The following is a 24,137-nucleotide window of genomic DNA, read 5'->3' as shown; positions in this document are numbered from 1 at the left end:
TCCGGATGAAGATCTCCACGGGAGAGATCACCACCCACGTGCAGAGACTGCCCGCCGCCGGCCGCGACGAGGCGCTCGGCGAGCCGCCGGTCGTGGTCTTCGTGCACGGCCTGCTCACGGACAGCCTGGCCAGCTACTACTTCACGCTCGGCCCGGCCTTCGCCGCCGAGGGCATCGACGTGATCATGTACGACCTGCGCGGCCACGGAAGGAGCGACCGGCCCGAGACGGGCTACCAGCTCGAACGCTTCGTCGGCGACCTCGCCGGGCTGCTCGACGCGCTCGGAGAGCACCGCCGCGTCCACGTCGTCGGCAACTCCTTCGGCGGCACGATCGCCGCCGCTGCCGCCGCCTGGCACCCCGACCGCGTCGCGACCGTCAGCATGATCGAGTCCGAGCCGCCCGTCGTGGAGTGGACCCAGCACATGGCCGAGGGGCTCGCCGACGCCAAGGACCGGCTGAAGCACGAAGAGGTCATCGGCTGGATCAAGGACAACCACGGCGCGCACACCGCCCGCCTCTCGCGCGGTGCGAGCCGCATCCTGCAGACCACCACCCTCGCCGAGGACGTCCCCAGCGGACGCGTCATATCCGACGACCTCTCCGCGATCGGCTGCCCGCTGCTGGCGATATTCGGCGACGAGTCGGGGCTGTCGGCCCAAGTGCCGTCCCTGGAGGCCAAACTCGACCGCTGCCGCACCGTGGTGCTGCCCGACCAGGGGCACTCCGTCCTCGTGGAGCGCACTGAGGACACCCGCGACATCCTCCTGGCGTGGGTACGGGAGCACGAACTGACCGAGGCAGTACGGTGACTCGCTTCCTCCTCGTCGTCCCCCCTCTGGTCGGGCACATCAACCCGCTGCTCGGCGTCGCGGACGAACTGGCCCGGCGCGGGCACCGCGTGGCGTGGGCGGGCTACCCCGAGCAGATCCACCGCCTCGCCGGAGCGGACGCCGTGGTCTTCGAGACGCGGATGCCGGACGTCGGACTGAAGCGCCCCGCCAAGCTCACCGGGCCCGCCGCGTTCCGCTTCCTGTGGGAGGAGTTCTTCGCCCCGCTGGCCGAACTGATGGCCCCGGGCGTCGAGTCGGCCGTCGAGGCGTTCGGCCCGGACGTGATCGTCCACGACCAGCACGCCGTCGCGGGCGCCCTCGTCGCCGAGCGGCGCGGCATCCCCTACGTGACGTCGGTGAGCACCTCGGCCGAACTGACCGACCCGCTCTCCTCGATGCCCAAGGTCGACGCCTGGCTGAAGGGCATCTTCGCCTCCCTGCGCGAGAGCTTCGGCGACCCGCGGAAGACGACCGACCCCCGCTACTCGCCGCACGGAGTCATCGCCTTCACAGGGCGCGCGCTACTCGGCGACGCACCGCTGCCCAGCGACCGTATCGAGCTGGTCGGGCCCGCGATCGCCCCGCGCGCCGCGCAGAGCGACTTCCCGTACGGGGACCTGGACCCGCGCCGCCGCAAGGTCCTCGTCACGCTCGGCACCGCCAACCTCGACGCCGGTACGCGCTTCCTCACGGAGGCGGTCGGCGCGCTCCACGCGCTGCGCGAGCGGGTGCAGGGCATCGTCGTCGACCCCGGAGGCGTCCTCGACGGAATGCCCGGCGGAGTTCCGGAGAGCGTCCTCGTGCGCGAGTACGTGCCCCAGCTCGACCTGCTCCCGCACCTCGACGCCGTCGTCTGCCACGCCGGCCACAACACCGTCTGCGAATCCCTGTGGCACGGGGTTCCGCTCGTCGTGGCCCCCATCCGCGACGACCAGCCGATCGTCGCCGGGCAGGTGGTCGACGCGGGCGCCGGCGTGAGGGTGCGCTTCAACAGGGTGGACGCCCCACGGCTGGCCGCGGCCGTCGAGTCCGTCCTCGGCACAGAGGGAGGACACCGGGCGGCAGCCGAGGCGATCGGGCGCTCCTTCCGCGACGCCGGCGGGGTGCTCGCCGCCGCCGACCATCTCGACCGCATCGCAGCCCGGCCGGCGGACGCCCAGGCAGCACGCTGAACCCGTCCGAATGCGACCTGAGGACTCCCACATGACGACGGCTCCGAGAAGTCCCGAACACTTCGGGCTCTTCCAGGGCTCCCAGCCCCCTCCCGCACCCCCGCAGCCGACCGTGCCCGGCACCGCAGGGCACCCACGGGCCAGCATCCTCCGCATCGACCACCGCAAGCGTGCGCCCCTGCGGGTGCTGATGGGATACGCGCGCCCCCACCGCCTGGTGCTTTTCGCGACGCTGCTGCTCGTGCTGGCCGCGAGCGGGGCGGGACTGGCGCAGCCGCTGGTGGCGCAGCAGGTGCTGAACTCCCTCGCCGACGACGGCGACGTGGTCGGCCCCGTCATCGTGCTGGGCGGTCTCGTCGTGGCGGGCGCCGGCCTCACCGGCCTGCAGTCCTGGTGGCAGCAGCGCACGTCGGAGCGCGTCGTCCGCCGGGTGCGCCAGGACCTCGTCTTCCGCCTGATCCGGCTGCGCATCCCGGAGCTGGACCGCCGTCCGCCGGGCGACCTGATCGCCCGTGTCACCTCGGACAGCACGCTGCTGCAGAACGCGGCGACCGAGGGTCTGGTGATGATCGCCAACGGCGTGCTCAGCATCCTCGGCGCGGCCGTGCTCATGGGAGTCGTGCACCTGGGGCTGCTGGGCGTCACGATCGGCGTGCTGCTGACGGTGGGTCTGGTGATGGGCGGCATCCTGCCCCGCATCCGCAAGGCCGTCTCCCGCGCGCAGGAGTCGATCGGTGCCGTCGGCGCAGCGCTGGACCGCACGCTCGGCGCCGCGCGTACCGTCAAGGCCAACGGCGCCGAGGACCGTGAGACGGAGGTCGCCGAACGGGCGATCGACGGCGCGTACCAGGCGGGCCTGGTGGGCGCCCGTTACGTCGCCGTCGTCAAGATCCTCTCCGGCGTCTCCATCCAGGCCGCCTTCCTCGCCGTCCTCGGCGTGGGCGGCGCGCTCGTGGCCTCCGGCGACCTCGAGACGCCCGAACTGATCGCGTTCCTGCTCTACGTCTTCTACCTGGCCAGCCCGATCGGCTCCCTCGTCGCGGGGCTCGGCATGCTCCAGCAGGGTCTCGGCGCGGTGGGCCGCATCGAGCAGATCAAGCGCATGGCCGTCGAGGCGGACGTCGACGAGGAGCCGATCCTCCCCGCGCTTCCCGCGGCCGGTGCGAACGCGAACGGCAACGGCAACGGCAACGGCAACGGGACGGCGACGGGGCCGCTGCCCGCGTACGGAAAGTCCTACGTCCCGCCGAACGCGCACACGAACGGTCAGGGCTTCGAGGTGCCGGGCCAGGCCGCCCCCGCGAGTGGCCAGGACACCGGCATCGACGGCCCGTCCACGCTGAAGCTGAAGATCCCCGGCCCGCCCACCATCCAGTTCCAGGACGTGCGGTTCTCCTACCCGGGGCGCGGCACGGCGCTGAAGGGCATCGACATCACCATCCCCGGCGGCACGCAGACCGCCCTGGTGGGCCTGTCCGGCGCGGGCAAGACGACCATGTTCGCGCTGCTCCAGCGCTTCTACGACCCGACGGCCGGGCGCATCGTCATCGACGGCGTCGACATCGAGACCATGCGCCGTGCCGAGGTGCGCAGGCGCATCGCGTACGTCGAGCAGGACTCGCCGGTCATGGCCGGAACCCTGGAGGACAACCTGAAGTACTCGGCGACGAACGCCTCGGAGGAGGACATCGCCGAAGCCCTGCGCGTGACGCGGCTCGACGCGCTGATCGCGCGGCTCCCCGACGGCCTGCGCACCGAGGTGGGCAACCGCGGCGTCTCGCTGTCCGGCGGTGAGCGCCAGCGCCTCGCGATCGCCCGCGCGCTGCTGCGCAAGCCCGAGGTGCTGCTGCTCGACGAGGCGACGGCCCAGCTCGACGCCCGCAACGAGCAGGCACTGCGGGAGGCCGTCGACCAGGCGGCCCGCAAGTGCACGGTGATCGCCATCGCCCACAGGCTCTCGACGGTCACGCACGCGGACCAGATCGTCGTCATGGAGCACGGCGAGGTCCGCGCGTTCGGCAGCCACAAAGAGCTGGTCAAGTCCGACCCCCTCTACCGGGAACTCGCCGCTTCCCAGATGCTCGTGGGCGAGGACGACGACTCGTCGGACAAGCTCGCGAAGGCCGGCCGCTAGTCCCCCCGGAGACCGGCCCCCGAGGCGGGCCCGGCCAAGCGAAGGGCGCCCGTCACGAGGACGGGCGCCCTTGCTGTCCGCCGGAGACCGGCGGGCTCAGATCTGTCAGCCCATCAGGGGGTTGAGGGCGGCGAGGTAGCCGTCCCTGTGACCCTCGACGTTCGGGTGGTAGGACTCGTTGAGCTTTTCCCACTCGAGGCTGGTGACCCATTCCGAGTTGCCGGAGCAGATCGTGTGCGGGTCGAACACAGGACGCGCGTCGAGGAAAGTGAAGCCTGCTTCCTTCGAACGCGCGGACATGATCTCGGCAAGCGTGTCGGCCGCGGAGTTCAGAGCGGTGCGCTCCTTGTCGCTGAGGCCGAGAATGCCGCAGTCACCTCCAATTGTGTAGAGCCGGGGATATCCGACGACGATGACTTTCGCGGACGGCGCGGCAGCGCGAACGGCCGCGTACGTCTTCGAAAGCTGCGGGGACAGCTGGCTGTTCGCAGCTGCCTTTGCCGCTTCGACCCCTGCCAGGCAGTCGTCGTCGTCCGCGGTGAGAATGCAGTTCTTCAGAACGTCGACGAAACCGACGTCGTTGCCGCCGACCTGAACAGTCACCAGGGACGTGTCCGCGGTCAGCTGGCCGACCTGCGTGCTGAGCACGTCTGCCGTGGTCGCGCCGGAGCACGCCGCTTCCACGAAACCGACGTTCGGGTGCGCGGCGGCCCACAGCCTGGTGTAGGAGGTGGGGCCGCGCCGGCAGGCGTCGTCCGGGTTGTCGTAGGTATTGGTGCCTACCGCGACGGTGTACGAATCTCCCAGAGCGACATATTTACCCTCGGCCGCATGTGACCCTGGTGCTGTGAAGGCCACGGCCACGAACGCCAGCACGGCGGCGAACAGCAGCTTTAATGTGCGCATGAAGTTGTCTTCTCCGAAGGTGTGGGGGATGTGAACATCTAAGAATTAGCAGGTGAAGGACCAGATGAGTACATGTCAACTAGCAGATTTTTGGTCACAGTTCGATAAACGCAGGCTCCGGAAATCATGATCGCGGTGCCGCGCCAGTAGCAATTCCCGCCACTTTCGGATCGCCTCTCCGGTGACATTTCCTCAGGCCTTTCCGTCAAAATTGCGGGAGTTATCGGCTGCCCGGATGTATGCGCTTCCGCAAGTGCGGGGCGCCCCGTTCGCGAAGCCGGGGGCGGGCACCGCGGCTGCCAGCCGCGTCCCGGTTCGGGACGGCCTCCCCGCTCCTGCCGCGGTGCCGTCGCACGGCTTCTGACGGTGAGTCGGTTAGCGAACGCAACTCCTGCTGCGGCCGCCGCGCGGCCACGCACCCCGCCGCCGCCATCACGTTCGCGCCAAGCGCCGGAGCCCCGGGCCCCGGAGCCGAACCCGGGCCGAGCCCTGCGTCAGAGATCCGGCGTCGCCAGGACGGAGACATCGCCTCCACGCCACTCGACGAGGAAGAGCGTCGCGTCGTCGCTCGTGGCGCCGCCCCGCTCCTGCATCAGCGTGTAGGACAGGTCGCGCACCATCGCGTGCACGCCCTGCCCGAGCGGCAGGATCCGCTCGACGATGTCGACGAGGCGTTCCTCCCCGAACAGCTCTCCGCCGCTCTCGTGCTCCTCGACGAGCCCGTCGGTGTAGAAGAGCACGAGGTCCCCGGGGTGAAGCTGCGTCGAGGCGACCTGCGGCGTGCCGCCGCCGAAACCCACCGGAAGCGTCGTGGGGCTCTCCAGCGTCCCGACGACCCGGTGCCCGCGGATCAGGAACGCCGGCGGATGCCCCGCGTTGCACCACTGGAGGTGGCCCGTCCCCACGTCGAGCCGCATCATCTGGGCCGTGACGAACTGGTCGGGGCCGAACTGCGCCACGATGGCCTCGTCCATGAACGCGTACAGCTCGTCCAGGCCGACGTCGCCCCTGCGGGCGTGGCGGTAGGCGCCCACCGCGACGCTCGCCAGCGTCGCGGCGTTCAGGCCGTGCCCCATGGCGTCGATGATGGCCAGGTGCAGCGTCTCGTCGTTGAGCGCGTAGTCCAGGCTGTCCCCGGCCACTTGGTAGGCCGGCTCCAGGACGCCCGCGAGCGCCACCTGAGGAGTCTGCATCGACAGCGGCGGGAGCAGGGCCCACTGGATCTCGGCCGCGAGCTGCATCGGCTTGCACCTGCGCGTCTGGAAGAAGACGTCCGTGTAGTTGTTCTTCGTGACGATCATGTCGGCTACGAGCCCCGCGAGCCGGCCCAGCAGGCGCCTGTCGTGCTCGCCGACCGAATCGAGGGTGACGGTGAGGATGCCGACCTCGTCGCTGCCGTCCAGCAGGGGCAGGTACATGCGCACGCCGTCCCCGTGCGGCTCCTCCAGACTCCTCCGCCGGAGGAAGGCGGAGCCGGCCGTGGAGTCGTCCATCGCGAGCGGTTCGCCCGCCACGAGGCCCGCTCCCCGCAGCGGCATCAGATGGAGCTGCTCGTAGCACTGCAGATGGATGGAGACGTCGCGTCCCCCGATCCTGTGGATCTCCTCCGCCACGAGCGGGGCGATGAGCTGAGGGGGCATCTCGTGCGCGCGGTCGAGCAGCTGACCCAGCAGCCGTTCGCCGAACCCCTCGGACAGATCCACGGGGACCTCGCCGTCGTGGGCCTGCTCGTTCCCGTCCACCGGCACGCCTACCTCCCGCGATCAGTGGCGCAAGACTCCGTCGGGCAGCCCGAGCGTGGCACCGATCCCTCCGGGCGGCTCCGCGAAGCGCCGAGCGGGCGGGGGAGTTCACCGGTACCGAGGGCGGCCAGCCGGGTCGGCGGGCGAGGGCCGCCGGGACCGGGCTGAAGGTCCCTGGTGTGCCGGGGCCTGTCGCTCGTTCGGTGGGCCCGCGGAGAGACGGAACGGTTCAGCGGCCCGGAGGTTGCATAGCGTCCGTTCATGCACGCCACGAGCAACCCTGTTCCCGCCCCGGCCCCCGTCTCCGGTCCTGCCCCCGCCCCCGCTCCCGTCTCCGCCTCGGCTCCTGCCGCGGAGCACTCCCCGCCGTCCCAGGACGAGGGCGCGGCGCGTCCGTCTCCGGCCACCGTCACCCGGCTGCGGCTGTCCGCCTTCCGTGCGCTGAAGGAGTGCACCGTCCCGCTCGAGCCCGTGACGCTGCTGACGGGCCCGAGCGGCAGCGGCAAGTCCAGCGTGCTGGAGGCCTACGAGGCTCTGGCGCGGCTCGGCGGCGGGGAGGCGCTCGGCGAGGTCTTCGGGCGGTGTGCCGGGGGAGCGGCATCGTACGTGCCGTGCACGGCGCGGCCGGACGCCCAGGGGCGCCGCGGCTTCAAGTTCGGCTGCACCGTCGACGGGCCCGCCGGCCCGGTCCGTCTCGACCTGGCGGTGCAGGCCGAACCGTCGCTGCGCATCGCCGGCGAGCGCCTGACCGCCGCCGACGGACGCACTCTGCTGTCCACGGCGCTCCGCGATCCGTCGCACTCCGCGGTGCAGGCCGAGTGGCACAGCGCGGGGCCGGGCCGCGTCACCCGCGCGCGCCTGCCCGCCGACCGGCTCGCGACCGCCCTGCTGCCCCTGCGCGTCGCGGGCGGCAGCAAGGAGGAGCAGCGCGTGCTGGCCGCGGCGGAGCAGGTCGTTGTGGCGCTCCGCGCCGCTTTCGCCTGCGACCCCCGCCCGGAGAACATGCGCGATCCCGTCTCGGCGGCCGACAGGCTGCTGCGGGGCGGCTGCGACAACCTGGCGGCGGTGCTGCGCCGCACGCGCATGGAGTGCACCACCCGGTACGGCCTGCTCGTCGCGGCGGTGCGGGCCGGATGCGCGGGTCCCGTCGCCGATCTGGCGTCGGACGTCGAGGACGGCGGACGGGACAGGGGCATGCTGCGCGCCCTGCTGGTCCGCGGACCGGACGGGCCGCGCACGCCGCTGGAGTGGCTGGGCGACGGGGAGTTGCGTTACACGGCTCTGGCTCTGGTGCTCCTCACCGGTCCCGGCGTGCTCTCGATGGATCCGGCGCAGGAGGTGCTGCCCGCGCGGCAGGCGCTGACCGTGCTGGCGGACGGTCTGGACCGCGGACTGGACGTCCGCCAGACACGCGAACTGCTGTCGCTGGCAGTGCGGATGGGCGAGCGGGGGCATGTGCGTCTGCTGGGCGCGGTGGGCGATGCGGGAGCGGCGGTACGGGAGGCGGCCCCCGGAGTCCGCCTGGTAGACCTGGGGACGTGAGCGAACCCTCCAGCCGTCCCGCACCGGGCACCAGCCGGCCCGCCCCCGCCGCCCCGTCCTCTCCGGCTTCGCAGTCGGGCGACCTGACGGTCGCCCGACTGCAGCGGAGGCTGGCCGAGTTCGCCTCCGCGCGCGACTGGGGGCAATACCACACGCCGAAGAACCTCGCTGCCGCGCTGAGCGTGGAGGCGGCCGAACTCGTCGAGATCTTCCAGTGGTTGACGCCCGAGGAATCGGCCCGTGTGATGGCCCGTCCGGACATGGCCCACAGGGTCGAGGACGAGGTGGCGGACGTGTTCGCGTATCTCCTGCAGTTCTGCGAGGTGTTGGGCGTCGACGCGCTGCAAGCGCTGTCTTCGAAGATCGATCGGAACGAGAAGCGTTTCCCGACCACCGGAACCGGTCACTCTATGGAGTGAGGACCGTGTTCATGCAGGGCGAAATGTCCAAAGTTTCCACAAACTCCCTGGTTCATCAGCCCCTTGATGGTCACTCTGCGTAGCGAGAACCGTGAAGGGAGGTGGTGACATTGGATGCCGTGCATCTCATCAAGGCCACCCGGCATGCGCTTGTGGAGTGTTCGTCGGTGCGGGAGATCCTCGCCGAGGCGTGGCAGGCGCAGGCGCTTGTCGAGGCAGTAGGACGTCATCTGGCCGAGAGCGGCCCGCAGTTGGTGCGTCCCGAGGCGATGGCCCTGAGCGAGGTGGGCGGCCGGGCCTGCCGTTCGCCGGAGCACCTCGGGCCGTCCCCGGGCGCCGCCCGCGCCGCCAGGCTGACCGATGTCCAGGACCCGAGGTGTGTGCTGGTCGATCTCGCCGGACTGCTCGTCGAGGCCGGTGTGGCGCTCGTCCTCGTGGCCGTCACCGCGGACCAGCAGGGGCTGTACTGGCACGTCCTCGAAGCGATCGACGCGATGGACGAGTCGGAGGACAGGGTGACCGCCATGCTCCGCCGTCTCGCGGTGCACGAGCACGGCGGCGCGGCGTAGCCCGGCCGGGCCGCAGCGGCACTCAGCGCAGCGCGTGCTGCGGCCGCTCTGACGTGGGTGCCTGCCGCCGCCCGCGTCAGAAGCGTGAAGCCGCGCAGGAAGGCAAGATGAGGAACATGAAGCTGCGCATCTTCACAGAGCCCCAGCAGGGGGCGAGCTACGACACGCTGCTGCAGGTGGCGAGGGCCGCCGAGGAGCTGGACTTCGACGCCTTCTACCGGTCCGACCACTATCTGGCCATGGGCGGGGCGGACGGACTGCCCGGCCCCACGGACGCCTGGATCACCCTTGCCGGGCTGGCCCGTGAGACGAGCACCATCCGGCTGGGCACCCTGATGACGGCCGCTACTTTCCGGCTGCCCGGCCCCCTCGCGGTCCAGGTCGCCCAGGTCGACGCGATGTCCGGCGGCAGGGTGGAACTCGGCCTCGGAGCGGGCTGGTTCGAGGAGGAGCACACCGCGTACGGCATCCCCTTCCCGAAGGAGAAGTTCGGGCGGCTCCAGGAGCAGCTGGAGATCGTCACCGGGCTGTGGTCCACCCCCGTCGGCGAGAAGTTCGCGTACGACGGCACCTACTACCGGCTGGCCGACTCGCCGGCCCTCCCCAAGCCCGTCCAGTCGAAGGTGCCGATCCTCGTCGGCGGCATGGGCAAGGTCCGCACGCCCGCCCTGGCCGCGCGCTTCGCCGACGAGTTCAACATCCCCTTCGCGTCCGTCTCCGACAGCCGGACGCAGTTCGGCAGGGTGCGCGCGGCGGCGGAGGAGCGCGGCCGCAGCCCGGAGGGCCTCGTCCTGTCCAACGCGCTGGTCGCATGCGTAGGGAAGGACGACGCCGAGGTGGCCCGCCGCGCGGCGGCCATCGGGAGGGACGTCGCGGAGCTGAAGGAGCACGGCCTGGCGGGTTCCCCCGCCGAAGTCGTCGACAAGATCGGGCAGTACGAGCAGGCGGGAGCCTCCCGCGTCTACCTGCAGATCCTCGACCTGCACGACCTCGACCACCTTCAGCTGATCTCCGAACAGGTGCGGACCCAGGTGGCGTGAGGTGAGCCGCCCCGCAGTCCCGCTGGGCGACGCACTGGCCCGCGGCCCGCTCGTACTGGACGGCGGGCTCTCCAACCAGCTGGAGGCCCAAGGCTGCGACCTGCGTGACGAGTTGTGGTCGGCGCGGGTGCTCGCCGACGATCCCCGGCAGGTCCAGGAGGCGCACGCGGCGTACGTACGGGCCGGTGCGCGGGTGCTGATCACGGGCAGCTACCAGGCGTCCTTCGAGGGCTTCGCCCGGGCGGGCGCGGGGCGGCGCGAGGCGGAGGCCCTCTTCCGCCGCAGCGTGGAGCTCGCCCGGGCGGCCGCCGCTGACCGGCCCGTGTGGGTGGCCGCCTCCGTCGGCCCGTACGGCGCGGTCCTCGCGGACGGCGGCGAGTACCGCGGCCGCTACGGCCTGAGCGTCCGCGAGCTGGCAGCCTTCCACCGGCCGCGGATCGCCGCCCTGGCGGCGGCCGAGCCGGACGTTCTGGCCCTGGAGACGGTGCCCGACGCGGACGAGGCGGAGGCCCTGCTGCGAGCGTCGCGGGAGTTCGGCCTCCCGGTGTGGCTGAGCTACACCGTCGACGGCCCGCGCACGCGGGCGGGTCAGCCGCTGGCCGACGCCTTCGCGGTGGCGGCCGGCGAGCAGCAGGTGGTGGCGGTGGGCGTCAACTGCTGCGCCGCCCGCGACGTGAGCGACGCCGTCGGGGCCGCCGTGGCGACGACGGGCAAGCCGGTCGTCGCCTACCCCAACAGCGGTGAGAGCTGGGACCCGGCCACCCGCGCCTTCACCGGCCCGGCGGGCTACTCGGCCAGGCCGGAGGCGTGGGCCGCGGAGTGGGTCGCCCGTGGGGCGCGGCTGGTCGGGGGCTGCTGCCGGGTGGGGCCGGACGTCATCGCCCGGCTGGCCCGCGACCCGGCCCTGGGCGGTGCCGCAGCCCTGTGATCACCGTCGTCACGACCCCGCGGTCAGCGCCGAGACCTTGAGGATCTTCGACAATCACGGCGCACTCCGCCGCCGCCTCGGTAAGGATGGAGGCATGGGATTCCATGTCGACTCCGAGGCCGGGCGGCTGCGCCGCGTCATCCTGCACCGCCCCGACCTGGAGCTGAAGCGGCTCACGCCCACCAACAAGGACGAGCTCCTCTTCGACGACGTGCTGTGGGTGCGCCGTGCGCGCCAGGAGCACGACGCTCTCGCGGACGCGCTGCGCGACCGCGGTATCGCCGTCCACCTCTTCGGTGACCTGCTGACGGAGACGCTGGCAATCCCCGAGGCCCGCACCCTCGTACTGGACCGGGTCTTCCACGAGAACGAGTACGGACCACTGGCGACCGCGCACCTGCGCGCCGCCTTCGACCGGCTCCCCGCGCGGGAGCTGGCCGAGGCGCTGGTGGGGGGCATGACGAAGCGGGAGTTCCTGGAGGCGAACCCGGAGCCCGCCTCGGTGCGCTTCCACGTGCTCGACCTCGACGGGTTCCTGCTCGCCCCGCTGCCCAACCACCTGTTCACCCGCGACACCTCCGCGTGGGTCTACGACGGCGTCTCCATCAACGCCATGCGCTGGCCGGCCCGCCAGCGCGAGACCGTCCACTTCGAGGCGATCTACCGGCACCACCCGCTCTTCACCAGCCCGGAGAACACCGGCTTCCACGTCTGGTCCGAGGGGCAGGGCGCCTACCCCTCGACCATCGAGGGCGGGGACGTGCTCGTCATCGGCTCGGGCGCCGTGCTGATCGGCATGAGCGAGCGCACCACGCCGCAGGCGGTGGAGATGCTCGCCCGCGGCCTGTTCGCCGCCGGGTCCGCCACCACGATCGTGGCGCTCGACATGCCCAAGCGCCGTGCCTTCATGCACCTCGACACCGTGATGACCATGGTCGACGGCGACACCTTCACCCAGTACGAGGGGCTGGGCATGCTGCGCTCGTACACCATCGAGCCGGGCGGCAGCGCGAACGAGCTGAAGGTCACGGACCACCCGCCGGAGCACATGCACCGCGCCATCGCGGCGGCTCTGGGCCTGGACCACATCCGCGTTCTCACGCCCACGCAGGACGTGCACTCGGCGGAGCGCGAGCAGTGGGACGACGGATGCAACGTGCTCGCCGTCGAACCGGGTGTCGTACTGGCCTACGAGCGCAACGTCACCACCAACACCCACCTGCGGAAGCTGGGGATCGAGGTGCTGGAGATCCCGGGCAGCGAACTGGGCCGGGGCCGGGGCGGCCCGCGATGCATGAGCTGCCCTGTGGAGAGGGACCCGGTCTGAGCCGGGCCGGGACCCGGTGTGAGCCGGACCGAGCCCGGGGTCGAACAAGTTTGTGGCTGGACGGTGCTGCATGAGCTGCCCTGTGGAGAGGGACCCGGTCTGAGCCGGGCCGGGACCTGGTGTGAGCCGGACCGAGCCCGGGGTCGAACAAGTTTGTGGCTGGACGGTGCTGCATGAGCTGCCCTGTGGAGAGGGACCCGGTCTGAGCCGGGCCGGGACCCGGTGTGAGCGAGGCCGGGACCTGGTGTGAGCGGGGCCGGGCTTGGCCGGGCCCGGCCGGGTCGGGCGGCCGGTGGCGGACGGCGCCTGTATAAGCATTCATAGGGCGGTATAGAATTCCAGGGTTGTCGAACGAGCCTGCGACCTAGGAGTCCTCATGGCGACAGACCTCACGGGCCGCCATTTCCTCAAGGAGCTGGACTTCTGCCCCGAGGAGTTCCGCTTCCTGATCGACCTCGCAGCCGAGCTGAAGGTGGCCAAGAAGGCGGGCGCCGAACAGCAGCGGCTGCGGGGCCGGACCATCGCGCTGGTCTTCGAGAAGACCTCGACCCGCACGCGCTGCGCGTTCGAGGTCGCCGCCGCCGACCAGGGCGCCGGGACCACGTACCTGGACCCGGCGGGATCGCAGCTGGGACACAAGGAGTCCGCACGCGACACCGCCCGTGTCCTCGGCCGCATGTACGACGGGATCGAGTACCGAGGAAGCGGCCAGGCCGTCGTGGAGGAGCTGGCCGCCTACGCCGGGGTGCCCGTCTACAACGGGCTGACCGACGACTGGCACCCCACGCAGATGCTCGCCGACGTCCTCACCATGACCGAGCACTGCGCGAAACCCCTCGACGAGACGGCGTTCGCCTACCTCGGGGACGCCCGGAACAACATGGGCAACTCGTACCTCGTGACCGGAGCCCTGCTCGGCATGGACGTGCGGATCGCCGCCCCGCGCAGCCTCTGGCCCGAGGAGGCCGTCGTCCGTGAGGCCCGCGCCCTCGCCGAGCGCACCGGTGCGCGCATCACGCTCACCGAGTCCGTGGAGGAGGGGGTGGGAGGCGCCGACTTCGTCGCCACCGACGTGTGGGTGTCGATGGGGGAGCCGAAGGAGGTCTGGGACGAGCGCATCGCGCTGCTGCGCCCGTACGCCGTCACCATGGACGTGCTGCGCGCCACCGGCAACGCGGACGTGAAGTTCCTGCACTGCCTGCCCGCGTTCCACGACCTCGGGACGTCCGTGGGGCGGGAGATCCACGCCAGGCACGGTCTGGACTCCCTGGAGGTCACGGACGAGGTCTTCGAGTCCGCCCACTCGGTCGTCTTCGACCAGGCGGAGAACCGCATGCACACGATCAAGGCCGTCCTGGTCGGGACGCTGGCGGCCGCCGGCAGCTGACACGCCGCGTCCTGGGTGAGCCGGCCCGCTCTCAGCCGTGCAGGGCGAGATAGGGCGCCAGAGCCATAAGCGTCGCCGCCAGCGCGTACTTGAGCTTCCGTACGGGCACGACGCGGGCGATCTTCCAGCCGATCATGACGCCCGCGAGTTCGGGGAGGCCGACGACCAGGGCGAGCGTCCAGTCGATGGAGCCGTGGACCGCGTACCCCACCGTCCCGGCCGCCGCGATGATCACCGACTGGGCCTGGGCGGCGGCCAGCGCGGGCAGCAGCGGCAGCCCGCAGAGCACCAGCAGCGGGACGCTCAGCATGGGGCCGCCCAGCCCGAACAGCCCCGCCGCTACGGACACCGCGAAGCCCACCGCCCCCGCCGTCGCCGGCCGCAGCCGCACCGGCCGGTCCTCGCTGTCCGGGACGGCCCGCCGCTCACGTACCCAGACCAGGAACCCGGTCACGGCGACGGCCGCGGCCAGGAGGACCGCGAACCCCTCGCCGCTCACGAGGGTGTTGAGGAAGACCCCCAGCGGCGCGCCGGCCACCGCGACCGCAGAGAGGGCCAGCGCGATCCGTCTCGTCCCCGGCTCACGCAGCTGTCCGGAACGCGTGTAGGCGGCGGTGCCGAGCGCTCCGGTGGCGATGTGCGTGGCGATGGCGGTGCCCGCCACGCCGGCGGGCGGGAGTCCCGTCAGCAGGAACATGCCGATCGTGGGCAGCACGCCGCCCGGCCCGACCGCCGTGATCCCGATACCGCCCAGCAGCCCGAAGAGAGCCAGCAGCGCGAGTATCAGCGGGTCGCCCTCCATGGGACCGGTTCCTTTCCGGGGTACGGGCGTCCGGCCCGCGGGCCGGACGCGTCTCCTCCCCGCACGCTATCCGCACCCGTGGACCCCTCCACCGCTGCGTCTATCGCGCACCCGTGACGGCAGTCACGAAGCGGTGATACTTTCGCAGGGCCGGCGCCGCGAGGGAGGGCCCTGTCCATGAGCGAGCCAGTGACCGAGCCAGCGAGCCACACGCCGAAGGGTGAGGGAGCAGTCTCATGAGCCCGTACACGGGGTCCGCCCGCCGCACCGACGACTGGCAGCACATCCAGGTGACCGAGGACGACGGAGTCGTCACGGTCACCCTCGCCCGCCCCGCCCGCCTCAACGCCCTCACGTTCGGGGCCTACGCGGACCTGCGCGACCTCCTCGCGGAACTCTCCCGCGAACGCCGCGCACGCGCGCTCGTGCTGGCGGGGGAGGGGCGCGGCTTCTGCTCCGGCGGCGACGTCGAGGAGATCATCGGTGCCACGCTCGACACCGACACCGCCGGACTCCTGGACTTCAACCGCATGACGGGCCAAGTCGTACGGGCACTCCGCGAAGCGCCGTTCCCCGTCGTTGCCGCCGTGCACGGGGTCGCCGCGGGCGCGGGCGCGGTGCTGTCGCTCGCCGCCGACTTCCGCGTCGCGGACCCGACAGCCCGGTTCTCCTTCCTCTTCACCAAGGTCGGCCTCTCCGGCGGCGACATGGGAGCCGCCTACCTGCTGCCGCGCGTCGTCGGCCTGGGACACGCCACCCGCATCCTGATGCTCGGTGAGCCCGTACGCGCTCCCGAAGCCGAACGCATCGGCCTCATCAGCGAGTTGACGGACGAGGGCGGGGCGCACGACGCCGCCTCGCAGCTCGCGCGCCGCCTCGCCGACGGCCCCGCCCTCGCACTCGCCCAGACGAAAGCGCTGCTCACCGCGGAACTCGACCTGCCCCTGTCCGCCGCCGTCGAGATGGACGCCTCCACCCAGGCGCTCCTGATGCACTCCGAGGACTACGCCGAATTCCACGCCTCCTTCACGGAGAAGCGCCCACCGAAGTGGCAGGGGAAGTGAGTTGAGCGCGTCGGAGGAGACCGGCGGGGGCATGCGCGTCGCCGTCGTCGGCGGCGGGCCGGGCGGACTGTACGCCGCGGCGCTCCTCAAGCGCCTCGACCCGTCCCGCACCGTCACCGTCTACGAACGCAACGCCCCCGACGACACGTTCGGCTTCGGAGTCGTCCTCTCCGACGAGACCCTCGGCGGAATCGAACACGCCGACCCGGCCGTGTACGCCGCGCTGCAGCGCGAGTTCGTCCGCTGGGACGACATCGACATCGTGCACCGCGGCACCACGCTCACCTCCGGCGGCCACGGCTTCGCCGCCCTGGGCCGACGGCGCCTCCTCGCCGTACTACACGACCGCTGCCGTGAGTTGGGCGTCGAGCTGCGCTTCCGCACCGAGGCACCGCCGGCGCGCGAGCTGGCACGCGTGCACGACCTCGTCGTGGCGGCCGACGGCGTGCACAGCGCCACGCGCGAAGCCCACGCCGACGTCTTCCGCCCGCGGACCACGACGCACCGCTGCCGCTACATCTGGCTCGCGGCCGACTTCGCCCTCGACGCCTTCCGGTTCGAGATCGCCGAGACCCCCCACGGCGTCCTGCAACTGCACGCCTACCCCTACGAGAGCGCCCGCGCAGGGCACCAGGGCGCCTCCACCGTCATCGTCGAGACCCGCGAAGAGGTCTGGCGCGCGGCGGGCCTCGACCAGCTCGACGAGGAGGAGTCCGCCCGGCAGTGCGCCGAACTCTTCCCCGAGACCCTCGCCGGACGGCCGCTGCGCGGCAACAAATCGCAGTGGATCGCGTTCCGCACCGTCGTCAACGAGCGCTGGTCCCACGGCAACACCGTGCTGCTCGGCGACGCCGCGCACACCGCGCACTTCTCGATCGGCTCCGGCACGAAACTCGCCGTCGAGGACGCCCTCGCCCTCGCCGCCTGCATCGAGGAGCAGCCCGGTCTGCCGGCCGCGCTCAAGGCATACGAGGCCGAGCGGCGCCCCGTCGTGACGTCCACGCAGCGCGCCGCGCGCGGAAGCCTCGAATGGTTCGAGGACCTGGCCACGTATGCCGCCCAGCCCTCCCGCCAGTTCGCGTTCAACCTGCTCACCCGCAGCCGCCGGGTCACGCACGACAACCTGCGGCTGCGCGACGCCGGTTTCGTCAGAGCGGTCGAGGACGAAGCCGGCGTGCCCGAGGACACGCCCCCGATGTTCACGCCCTTCCGGCTGCGCGGGGTGGAACTGCGGAACAGGGTCGTGGTCTCCGCGATGGACATGTACTCCGCGGCCGACGAGAACGGAACTCCCGGCGATTTCCACCTCGTTCACCTCGGCGCGCGGGCGCTGGGCGGCGCGGGACTCGTCATGACGGAGATGGTCTGCGTCTCACCCCGCGGCCGCATCACACCCCGGTGCACGGGACTGTGGTCGCGGGAGCAGGAACAAGCCTGGCGCCGCATCACCGACTTCGTGCACGCGCAGGCACCTGGCACCGCGATCGGCGTCCAGCTGGGCCACTCCGGCCGCAAAGGCTCGACCCGCGTGATGTGGGAAGGCATCGACCAGCCGCTTCCGCAGGGCAACTGGCCGCTCGTGGCGCCCTCCCCGCTCCCGTACCGCGAGGGCGTCAACCAGGTGCCGGACGAGCTGACCGCGAGCCAACTGGACGACATACGGCAGCAGTTCGCGGAAGCAGCCCGCAGAGCGGACCGCGCCGGATTCGACCTCCTCGAACTGCACTGCGCACACGGCTACTTGCTCTCCAGCTTCCTCTCGCCCCTGACCAACCGGCGTACCGACCACAACGGAGGCGGCATCGCGGCACGGCTCCGCTTCCCCCTGGAAGTCTTCGACACCGTGCGCGAGATCTGGCCGCACGACAAGCCGATGACGGTCCGCATATCCGCAACCGACTGGGCCGGAGGCGGCATCACCCCGGACGACGCCCTCGCCGTGGCCGAAGCCTTCGCCCAGCACGGCGCCGACGCCCTCGACGTCTCCACCGGCCAGGTCGTCCCGGACGAGCAGCCCGACTACGGACGCTCGTACCAGACCCCGTACGCCGACCGCATCCGCAACACCGTCGGCGTTCCCGTCATCGCAGTCGGCTCCATCTCCTCCTGGGACGACGTCAACTCTCTGCTGCTCGCCGGCCGCGCCGACCTCTGCGCACTGGGCAGGCCCCACCTCTACGACCCCAACTGGACCCTGCACGCCGCGGCCGAACAGGACTATGAGGGCCCCGGAGCGCCCTGGCCCCAGCCCTACCGCGCGGGCAGCCGCCGCCCGCCGACCGGCCGCACGGACGCACCCAAGCCGCGCCTCGCCCTGTAGGGGCCCGGCAGCGAAAGTGCCGCGGGGACGGCTGGAGCCGGCCCGCGTCAGTGAGTAGCCGCGCCACCGCGACCTGAGCGCCTCCTCAGCAGCCCTCGACGGACGCGGGAGGAGCCACCGGAGCCGCCGGGGCCACTGGAGCCATCGGACCCGCCGGGGCCACTGGAGCCACCGGAGCCACTGGCGCGCCCCGCGCCTCGCCTACCCGGCCATCGTCCGGCCCCTCGCCGCCCAGCCCCGCGCCGACCGGTCCCGTTCCGACCGGTCCCGTTCCGAGCGGTGCCTTCTCGGCCGGGCTCTGCATGGCCGGGTTCGTCTCGGCCGGGTTCGTCTCTGCCGGTCCTCTGCGGGTTGTCGAAGCGAGGGTCCTCAGACCCGTCGAAGGGGCCCTCGTCGGGCTCGTCGAACCAGCGGTCGTCCGGCTCGCGACGGTTCCCGATGATCGCAGCGACCGGCGGGATGACCATGGCTACCAGGCACATTCCGATCGCGGCGGGGACGGACAGCAGCCGCACGAAAGTCCAAGCGCTGATGAAGAGCACCAGACACGTGGTCATCAGCACCAGATAGCGCCTGCGCCGTCGCGCGTACATACCTCCAGCGTATTACTCGGGTCGCACAGGCGAGGCCGGCAGCTTGGCTGGTCGGTGCGGGGCCGGTGCCTGCCTGGGGGCGCGCAGGGCTTGGGCCGAGGGTGCCTGTGTCTGCTGGGGGTGGGGTGCGGGGGTGGGTTTCGTTGGTGTGGGGGCGGTGTGCCGGGTGGTTGACGGCTGGGGGGTTGCGGTGGCCTGGCGGGCTACGGGGGGTGGGGTCGGGGCTGGTGGTGTGTGTGGGTGTGGTTTGGGGGTGGTGGGTGGTTGGGGTTCACACCTCGGTGTGGGGTTGCGGTGGGGAGTGTTGTTGAGGGTGGTGGGGTTGCTGTGGCGGGCTGCTGCCGCGTGGTGGCCGGGGCGTGTGGAGGTAGGTGCCGGTAGTGGCACCGCGACGTCCGGCCTCGGACCAGCCCTGGCACACGCACAACGGTTCGAGGATTGACGTCCCGAGGCGGTGCTCGGCTCTCGACATGGGTTTTCGTCAGCTCGAGGCCGAGCTTTGCGCGAGGTCGCCTGAGCCGAGCTGGAAGAGCGGAGTTCCCGCTTCCTCAGATGCGTCTTCGTTCGAGAGAAAACCAAGCCTGAGCTGGGCTTTTATCGATTCGTTCGAGATAATGGAAGGGTGCTGGAAGCCCGTCGGGGGACGGGAGTCGGGGCTGGAAGGGGGGCGGCTGTGGGCGAGCGCGGGGACACATCAGAACCGGGAACGCCGGACGAGTGGGCTTCGTATCTCACGCAGGCAGTGCCGGGCGCCGACACGGCAGTTCTGCTCGACGTGCTCAGCGCGGAGAAGCTCTCGCACGAAGGCCGCATCGACGCCTTGAAGGCGCTCGAACGCCATGTTTCGTGGATCCACGCCATGCAGGCACAGCTTCTGGCGGCCCTGCACGATGACGCTGAGGAGGCCCTTCCGGGGGGCACCTGGAACGAGGACGTGGCCGGGCAGTGGAACTTCGCGGCCGAGGAGGTCGCGTGCGCTCTGAAGCTTTCGGGGGCGACCGCCGAGGACCGCCTCCATGTGGCGCGGGAGCTGGACGCGCGCCTTCCGACGACGTTCGGTCTGCTTGAGGCCGGAGAGATCTCCTGGATGCAGGCCAAGGCGATGGTCGAGATCACGGACGTTCTCGACCCGGAGGTCGCCGCATCGGTCGAGGCGGATGTGGTGCCGAAGATGCCGTCGCTGGCGTGCGGTCAGACGCGCCGCGCCCTGCACCGGTCGGTGGCCCGGCTGGACCCGGAGGGTGTGGAGGTGCGCCACACGCACCGCAAGCGGGGCCGGGAGATCACGCACCGCGAACTCGGTGACGGGATGGCGCACTGGGGCGCCTACCTTCCGGCCGAGCAGGCCGCCCGGCTGGATCAGGCCGTCGACGCCCATGCGGAGACCCTGCTCGAGACGAGTGGGCGAGAGCGCACGGAGGAGTGGACGCTGGCGCAGCGCCGGGTCGACGCTCTGCTCGACCTGGTTCTCAACGGCTCCGGTCAAGGCGCTGGTTCTTCCGGACGTTCGGCGGCAGTGGTGCAGGTGACGGTCCCGCTGGACGCACTGATGGGAGTCGGGCAGCAGCCGGGCGAACTGAAGGGGTACGGACCCATCACCGCGTCACAGGCCCGCACGATCGCGTTCGCTGAAGACAGCGTGTGGCGGCGGCTGTTGACCGACCCGGACTCGGGAATGGTCGTCAAGACCGATCCCGCCACCTACAAGCCGACTGCCGAGACAGCGCGACATGTCATCGCCCGCGATCGGGTGTGCATGTTCCCCTCCTGCCAGATGCCTGCCCACCGCTGCGATCTGGATCATGTCGAGCCGTTCGACCAACTCAGTCCACACCAGGGCGGGGAGACGACGCCGAAGAACCTCATTCCACTGTGCCGACGACATCACCTGCTCAAACACCGCGCCGGATGGGGAGTTGAGAGGGAGGAGACAACCGGAACAGTCACCTGGACGACTCCCACCGGCCATCACTACACGAGCCACCCGCATGACTACCGTGAGTAGTTGATCTCGCGCGTCAGCCACTCCGCCGATCCCAGCAGCGTGCTGTCCTACTCGGGACCCGGCGGGGAATTACTCCTGCGCGCGGCGGCAGACGGCTTCGTCGGCCGCCCGATTGTTGTGCGTGTGCCAGGGCTGGTCTGAGGCCGGACGTCGCGGTGCCCCTACCGGCACCTACCTCCACACGCCCCGGCCACCACGCGGCAGCAGCCCGCCACAGCAACCCCACCACCCTCAACAACACTCCCCACCGCAACCCCACACCGAGGTGTGAACCCCAACCACCCACCACCCCCAAACCACACCCACACACACCACCAGCCCCGACCCCACCCCCCGTAGCCCGCCAGGCCACCGCAACCCCCCAACCGTCAACCACCCGGCACACCACCCCGACACCAACGAAACCCACCCCCGCGCCCCCACCCCCAGCACCCCCAGGCACCCTCGGCCCAAGCCCTGCGCGCCCCCAGGCCTTGCGCCCCAAGACTTGCCCCCGGGCTACACCCTGGCCCCAGCCTCCGACCCGACGGCCCCCGGCCGCCCCACGGCGTGCTCCCGGGCGGGGCCGCTCAACTTGCCGTGCAGTGCGAAGAACACCTCCGCCGACCGTTCGCCTGGCCATGGGGCGGGCAGCAGGGACGTCGGCAGCCCCGGGTCGGCGTAGGGAAGCCGGCGCCAGGCGTCGAGGGCGGGCAGGTAGTCGCTGTACGCCTCTTCGGGCGGTACTCGGCGGCGCTTCGACCAGGAGCGGAGCACGGGTTCGTGGACGTTGAGGAAGGAGTGGTGCAGCGCGGCCAGCGCGTCCAGGTCCCACCAGCGCGCAACGGCTTCCGCGGTCGGCTCGAAGCCCTCGTGCGTGCCGCTGAAGAGGTCCACGTACGCGGAGAGGCCGAGCCTTGTGAGGCTGTGCCGGGTCTCCTCCTCCAGGTGGGACGGCGCGATCCAGATGCCCGGGGCGGCGTTGCCGAAGCCCAGCCGGGCGAGCCGGGACCGCAGTATGTGGCGGCGTCCGCGTTCGCTCTCGGGGACGGAGAAGACGGCGAGCAGCCAGCGCCCGTCCGGCTGCGGCTTGGCGTACACGCGGCGGTCTCCGTCGTCCAGGAGCTGGCGGCCGGCCGCCGAGGGGGCGTACCCGGCGGCTTTGCTGCCGGGCCGGTCTGCGGTGAGCAGCCCGCGTCGTTTGAGCCGGGAGACCGCCGAGCGTACGGACGGGGCGTCGACGCCGACGGCGCCCATGAGCCGGACGAGGGTGGCGATCGGCACCGTGCCGTCGGGGTAGTCGCGTCCGTACGCGCCGTAGAAGGTCAGGATGAGCGAGCTCGGCGACGGCTTGGGCACGGTGGGGGGCGGCTGCGCGTTCACGCCGTCACTCTAGATCGGCCTTCGGGGGCTTCCTCCGTCCTCCGCGGCGGCCTGCCGCAGCAGGAAGCGCTGGAGTTTGCCGGTGGGCGTGCGCGGCAGTGAGGAGACGAAGACGATCTCCCTGGGACACTTGTACGGCGTGAGGTGCGAGGTCACGAACTCCCGGAGTTCTTCAGCTGTTTCGTCCCGCGCCGGGCCCGTCGCCCCGCCTGCCTGATCTGCTGCCCCTGCGCTTGCCCCTTCCGTCTCGGCAGTCGCGCCTGTCGCAGCTCCTCCCTCCGCTTCCTCTACCCGGTTGCGCTCCTCTACCCGGTTGGGCTCCGCCCTATCTGCCTCCTCCGCGTCCTCTTCCCCGGAGTGCTCCGCGGGGCCGGCTGCCGGTTGTTCGGCGCCGTCCCGCATCACGACGTATGCCACGGCGACCTGGCCGCGCAGCTCGTCCGGCCTTCCCACGACGGCGGCTTCGGCGACGCCCGGGTGGCGCAGCAGGACGTCCTCGACCTCGGGGCCCGCGATGTTGTAGCCGGCCGAGACGATCATGTCGTCGGCGCGGGCGACGTAACGGAAGTAGCCGTCGGCTTCGCGTACGTAGGTGTCGCCGGTGAGGTTCCAGCCGCCGTGTACGTACTCGCGCTGCCGCGGGTCGGCGAGGTAGCGGCAGCCGACGGGGCCGCGTACGGCGAGGAGTCCGGGTTCGCCGTCGGGCGCGGCCACGAGCTCGCCTCCGTGGCCGGTGTGCACGACGCGGGCCTCGAAACCGGGCACGGCGACGCCTGTCGTGCCGGGCCGTATCGCCTCGTCGGCGGCGCTCACGAAGATGTGCAGCATCTCCGTCGCCCCGATGCCGTTGATCAGGCGCAGCCCCGTCGCCTCGTGCCATGCCGTCCAGGTGGCCGCGGGGAGGTTCTCGCCGGCCGAGACGCATCGTCGCAACGAGCTGACGTCGTACGGGCGTTCACGGCCGGGGCCTGCCTGGCCGAGCGCGGAGAGCATGCCGCGGTAGGCGGTCGGGGCGGTGAACAGCACGGTGACGCGGTGCTGTTCGACCGCGGCGAGCATCTGCTCGGGGCCGCTCCACTGGCCCAGCAGGGCTGAAGCTCCCGCTCTCATCGGAAAGATGACGAGTCCGCCCAGTCCGAAGGTGAATCCCAGGGGCGGGCTGCCGGCGAAGATGTCGTCGGGCCGGGGGCGCAGCACGTGGGCGGAGAAGGTGTCGGCGACCGCGAGTACGTCGCGGTGGAAGTGGACGCAGCCCTTGGGCCGTCCGGTGGTGCCGGAGGTGAAGGCGATCAGGGCGACGTCGTCCGCGGCGGTCCGTACCGCCTCGTACCGGTCGGGCTGCTCCTCGCACAGGGCGAGCAGGTCGTCGGGGGCCTCGCCGCCGAACACCGTCACGTCCAGCCCCGGCACTTCGGCCTTCGTCAGCTCGTCGACGGAGCGTATGTCGCACAGTGCGTGGCTGACCTGGCCGATCGAGCAGACGGTGCGCAGTTCGTGGGCGCGCTGCGCGGCGAGGACGGTCACGGCGACAGCGCCCGCCTTCATCACCGCGAGCCAGCAGGCGGCGAGCTGCGGGGAGTTGGGGCCGCGCAGGAGGACGCGGTTGCCGGGTTCGACGCCCAGGACGGTGGTGAGCACGTGGGCGATCCGGTCGGTGCGGCGCTGGAGTTCGCCGTATGTCCAGGTCTCCCCGTCGGCGGCGCGGAAGGCCGGACGCGCGGTGCCGAAGCGTTCGACGGTGCCGTCGAGCAGTTCCGCTCCGCAGTTGACGTGCTGGGGGTACCGCAGCTCGGGACGGTCGAAGACCAGCTGCGGCCATTCCTCCGGCGGGGGCAGGTGGTCCCGGGCGAAGGTGTCGGTATGTGCGGACGGGCTCAGGTGCATGACGCTGCCCCCTAGCGGCCGTCCCGCCTCCGGACGGGCGAGGCGGGCCTGGAATGCCGGTGTCGCCGGTGTGCCGTTGAGCGTAACGTGTTGGTGACGACAGTCAAC

Annotated in this window: 19 protein-coding genes; 13 read left to right on the top strand and 6 right to left on the bottom strand. The window is 71.5% G+C overall.

The window, feature by feature from the left end:
- Positions 1-5 precede the first annotated feature (5 nt).
- Genes IEY56_RS21580 through IEY56_RS28635 form a run of 3 tightly spaced genes read left to right on the top strand, consistent with a single transcriptional unit; the run spans position 6 to position 4,139 of the window.
- Positions 6-812: an alpha/beta fold hydrolase gene (locus IEY56_RS21580; RefSeq protein WP_189038923.1), complete on the top strand. Its 807-nt coding sequence runs from the start codon at positions 6-8 to the stop codon at positions 810-812.
- Positions 809-2,005 carry a nucleotide disphospho-sugar-binding domain-containing protein gene (locus tag IEY56_RS21575; protein WP_189038922.1) on the top strand — a complete coding sequence of 399 codons (1,197 nt, stop codon included), beginning with the start codon at positions 809-811 and terminating at the stop codon, positions 2,003-2,005. The genes IEY56_RS21580 and IEY56_RS21575 overlap by 4 nt, the downstream gene beginning before the upstream one ends.
- A gap of 31 nt (positions 2,006-2,036) precedes the next feature.
- Complete coding sequence (locus IEY56_RS28635) at positions 2,037-4,139, top strand: ABC transporter ATP-binding protein (protein WP_229712093.1); 2,103 nt, start codon at positions 2,037-2,039, stop codon at positions 4,137-4,139.
- A 105-nt stretch (positions 4,140-4,244) separates the two neighbouring features.
- Here the strand turns inward: IEY56_RS28635 and IEY56_RS21565 are convergent, their stop codons facing one another.
- Together IEY56_RS21565 and IEY56_RS21560 are read right to left on the bottom strand one after the other, a co-directional pair.
- Positions 4,245-5,045 carry an SGNH/GDSL hydrolase family protein gene (locus IEY56_RS21565; RefSeq protein ID WP_189038921.1) on the bottom strand — a complete coding sequence of 267 codons (801 nt, stop codon included), beginning with the start codon at positions 5,043-5,045 and terminating at the stop codon, positions 4,245-4,247.
- A 494-nt stretch (positions 5,046-5,539) separates the two neighbouring features.
- The gene (locus IEY56_RS21560) at positions 5,540-6,793 is read right to left on the bottom strand and encodes a PP2C family protein-serine/threonine phosphatase (protein ID WP_229712092.1); all 1,254 of its coding nucleotides are present in this window, start codon (positions 6,791-6,793) and stop codon (positions 5,540-5,542) included.
- 255 nt (positions 6,794-7,048) lie between these two features.
- Between IEY56_RS21560 and IEY56_RS21555 the strand changes: the two genes are divergently transcribed.
- The 7 genes from IEY56_RS21555 to argF all read left to right on the top strand — a co-directional run bounded on the left by IEY56_RS21555 (position 7,049) and on the right by argF (position 13,999).
- Positions 7,049-8,329, top strand: a complete 1,281-nt coding sequence (locus tag IEY56_RS21555; RefSeq protein WP_189038920.1) for an AAA family ATPase — start codon at positions 7,049-7,051, stop codon at positions 8,327-8,329.
- An 83-nt stretch (positions 8,330-8,412) separates the two neighbouring features.
- A complete protein-coding gene (locus IEY56_RS21550) occupies positions 8,413-8,748 on the top strand; it encodes a nucleotide pyrophosphohydrolase (RefSeq protein WP_229712100.1) in 336 nt (111 codons plus the stop codon).
- Positions 8,749-8,867: 119 nt separating this feature from the next.
- Positions 8,868-9,317 (top strand): DUF6099 family protein, encoded by a 450-nt coding sequence (locus IEY56_RS21545; RefSeq protein ID WP_308424165.1) that lies wholly within the window; start codon positions 8,868-8,870, stop codon positions 9,315-9,317.
- A gap of 116 nt (positions 9,318-9,433) precedes the next feature.
- Positions 9,434-10,357 (top strand): LLM class F420-dependent oxidoreductase, encoded by a 924-nt coding sequence (locus tag IEY56_RS21540; RefSeq protein WP_189039003.1) that lies wholly within the window; start codon positions 9,434-9,436, stop codon positions 10,355-10,357.
- Between the two features lies 1 nt (position 10,358).
- The gene (gene mmuM, locus IEY56_RS21535; RefSeq protein ID WP_189038918.1) at positions 10,359-11,285 is read left to right on the top strand and encodes a homocysteine S-methyltransferase; all 927 of its coding nucleotides are present in this window, start codon (positions 10,359-10,361) and stop codon (positions 11,283-11,285) included.
- Between the two features lie 94 nt (positions 11,286-11,379).
- On the top strand, positions 11,380-12,612 hold the full coding sequence (locus IEY56_RS21530) for an arginine deiminase (protein ID WP_189038917.1): 1,233 nt from the start codon (positions 11,380-11,382) through the stop codon (positions 12,610-12,612).
- A gap of 376 nt (positions 12,613-12,988) precedes the next feature.
- Positions 12,989-13,999: an ornithine carbamoyltransferase gene (gene argF, locus IEY56_RS21525; RefSeq protein ID WP_189038916.1), complete on the top strand. Its 1,011-nt coding sequence runs from the start codon at positions 12,989-12,991 to the stop codon at positions 13,997-13,999.
- Positions 14,000-14,030: 31 nt separating this feature from the next.
- Here the strand turns inward: argF and IEY56_RS21520 are convergent, their stop codons facing one another.
- A complete protein-coding gene (locus IEY56_RS21520) occupies positions 14,031-14,801 on the bottom strand; it encodes a sulfite exporter TauE/SafE family protein (RefSeq protein WP_189038915.1) in 771 nt (256 codons plus the stop codon).
- A gap of 236 nt (positions 14,802-15,037) precedes the next feature.
- Here IEY56_RS21520 and IEY56_RS21515 point away from each other — a divergent pair, with 236 nt between their 5' ends.
- Positions 15,038-15,865, top strand: a complete 828-nt coding sequence (locus IEY56_RS21515; protein ID WP_189038914.1) for an enoyl-CoA hydratase family protein — start codon at positions 15,038-15,040, stop codon at positions 15,863-15,865.
- Between the two features lie 31 nt (positions 15,866-15,896).
- Positions 15,897-18,185: a bifunctional salicylyl-CoA 5-hydroxylase/oxidoreductase gene (locus IEY56_RS21510; RefSeq protein ID WP_189039002.1), complete on the top strand. Its 2,289-nt coding sequence runs from the start codon at positions 15,897-15,899 to the stop codon at positions 18,183-18,185.
- Between the two features lie 47 nt (positions 18,186-18,232).
- Here the strand turns inward: IEY56_RS21510 and IEY56_RS28630 are convergent, their stop codons facing one another.
- Positions 18,233-18,778: a DUF3099 domain-containing protein gene (locus tag IEY56_RS28630; protein WP_268241340.1), complete on the bottom strand. Its 546-nt coding sequence runs from the start codon at positions 18,776-18,778 to the stop codon at positions 18,233-18,235.
- A 673-nt stretch (positions 18,779-19,451) separates the two neighbouring features.
- Here IEY56_RS28630 and IEY56_RS21500 point away from each other — a divergent pair.
- Positions 19,452-20,783, top strand: coding sequence for an HNH endonuclease signature motif containing protein (locus IEY56_RS21500; protein ID WP_189038913.1), 1,332 nt, complete (start codon positions 19,452-19,454; stop codon positions 20,781-20,783).
- A gap of 498 nt (positions 20,784-21,281) precedes the next feature.
- Here IEY56_RS21500 and IEY56_RS21495 read toward each other — a convergent pair whose 3' ends face one another.
- Positions 21,282-22,145 (bottom strand): PaaX family transcriptional regulator, encoded by an 864-nt coding sequence (locus IEY56_RS21495; protein ID WP_229712091.1) that lies wholly within the window; start codon positions 22,143-22,145, stop codon positions 21,282-21,284.
- 9 nt (positions 22,146-22,154) lie between these two features.
- Complete coding sequence (locus IEY56_RS21485; RefSeq protein WP_229712090.1) at positions 22,155-24,029, bottom strand: AMP-binding protein; 1,875 nt, start codon at positions 24,027-24,029, stop codon at positions 22,155-22,157.
- Positions 24,030-24,137: the final 108 nt, after the last annotated feature.

Source organism: Streptomyces daqingensis, assembly GCF_014645895.1.
GTDB classification, from domain to species: Bacteria; Actinomycetota; Actinomycetes; order Streptomycetales; family Streptomycetaceae; genus Streptomyces; species Streptomyces daqingensis.
Note: the sequence above shows the minus strand (reverse complement) of the source record. Positions and strands in the feature narration are given on the sequence as shown.

Coding starts and splice junctions, on each gene's coding strand:
- IEY56_RS21580 (WP_189038923.1), top strand. CDS start 6: ATGAAGATCTCCACGGGAGAGATCACCACCCACGTGCAGAGACTGCCC.
- IEY56_RS28635 (WP_229712093.1), top strand. CDS start 2,037: ATGACGACGGCTCCGAGAAGTCCCGAACACTTCGGGCTCTTCCAGGGC.
- IEY56_RS21565 (WP_189038921.1), bottom strand. CDS start 5,045: ATGCGCACATTAAAGCTGCTGTTCGCCGCCGTGCTGGCGTTCGTGGCC.
- IEY56_RS21555 (WP_189038920.1), top strand. CDS start 7,049: ATGCACGCCACGAGCAACCCTGTTCCCGCCCCGGCCCCCGTCTCCGGT.
- IEY56_RS21540 (WP_189039003.1), top strand. CDS start 9,434: ATGAAGCTGCGCATCTTCACAGAGCCCCAGCAGGGGGCGAGCTACGAC.
- IEY56_RS21530 (WP_189038917.1), top strand. CDS start 11,380: ATGGGATTCCATGTCGACTCCGAGGCCGGGCGGCTGCGCCGCGTCATC.
- argF (WP_189038916.1), top strand. CDS start 12,989: ATGGCGACAGACCTCACGGGCCGCCATTTCCTCAAGGAGCTGGACTTC.
- IEY56_RS21520 (WP_189038915.1), bottom strand. CDS start 14,801: ATGGAGGGCGACCCGCTGATACTCGCGCTGCTGGCTCTCTTCGGGCTG.
- IEY56_RS21515 (WP_189038914.1), top strand. CDS start 15,038: ATGAGCCCGTACACGGGGTCCGCCCGCCGCACCGACGACTGGCAGCAC.
- IEY56_RS21510 (WP_189039002.1), top strand. CDS start 15,897: ATGCGCGTCGCCGTCGTCGGCGGCGGGCCGGGCGGACTGTACGCCGCG.
- IEY56_RS28630 (WP_268241340.1), bottom strand. CDS start 18,778: ATGTACGCGCGACGGCGCAGGCGCTATCTGGTGCTGATGACCACGTGT.
- IEY56_RS21485 (WP_229712090.1), bottom strand. CDS start 24,029: ATGCACCTGAGCCCGTCCGCACATACCGACACCTTCGCCCGGGACCAC.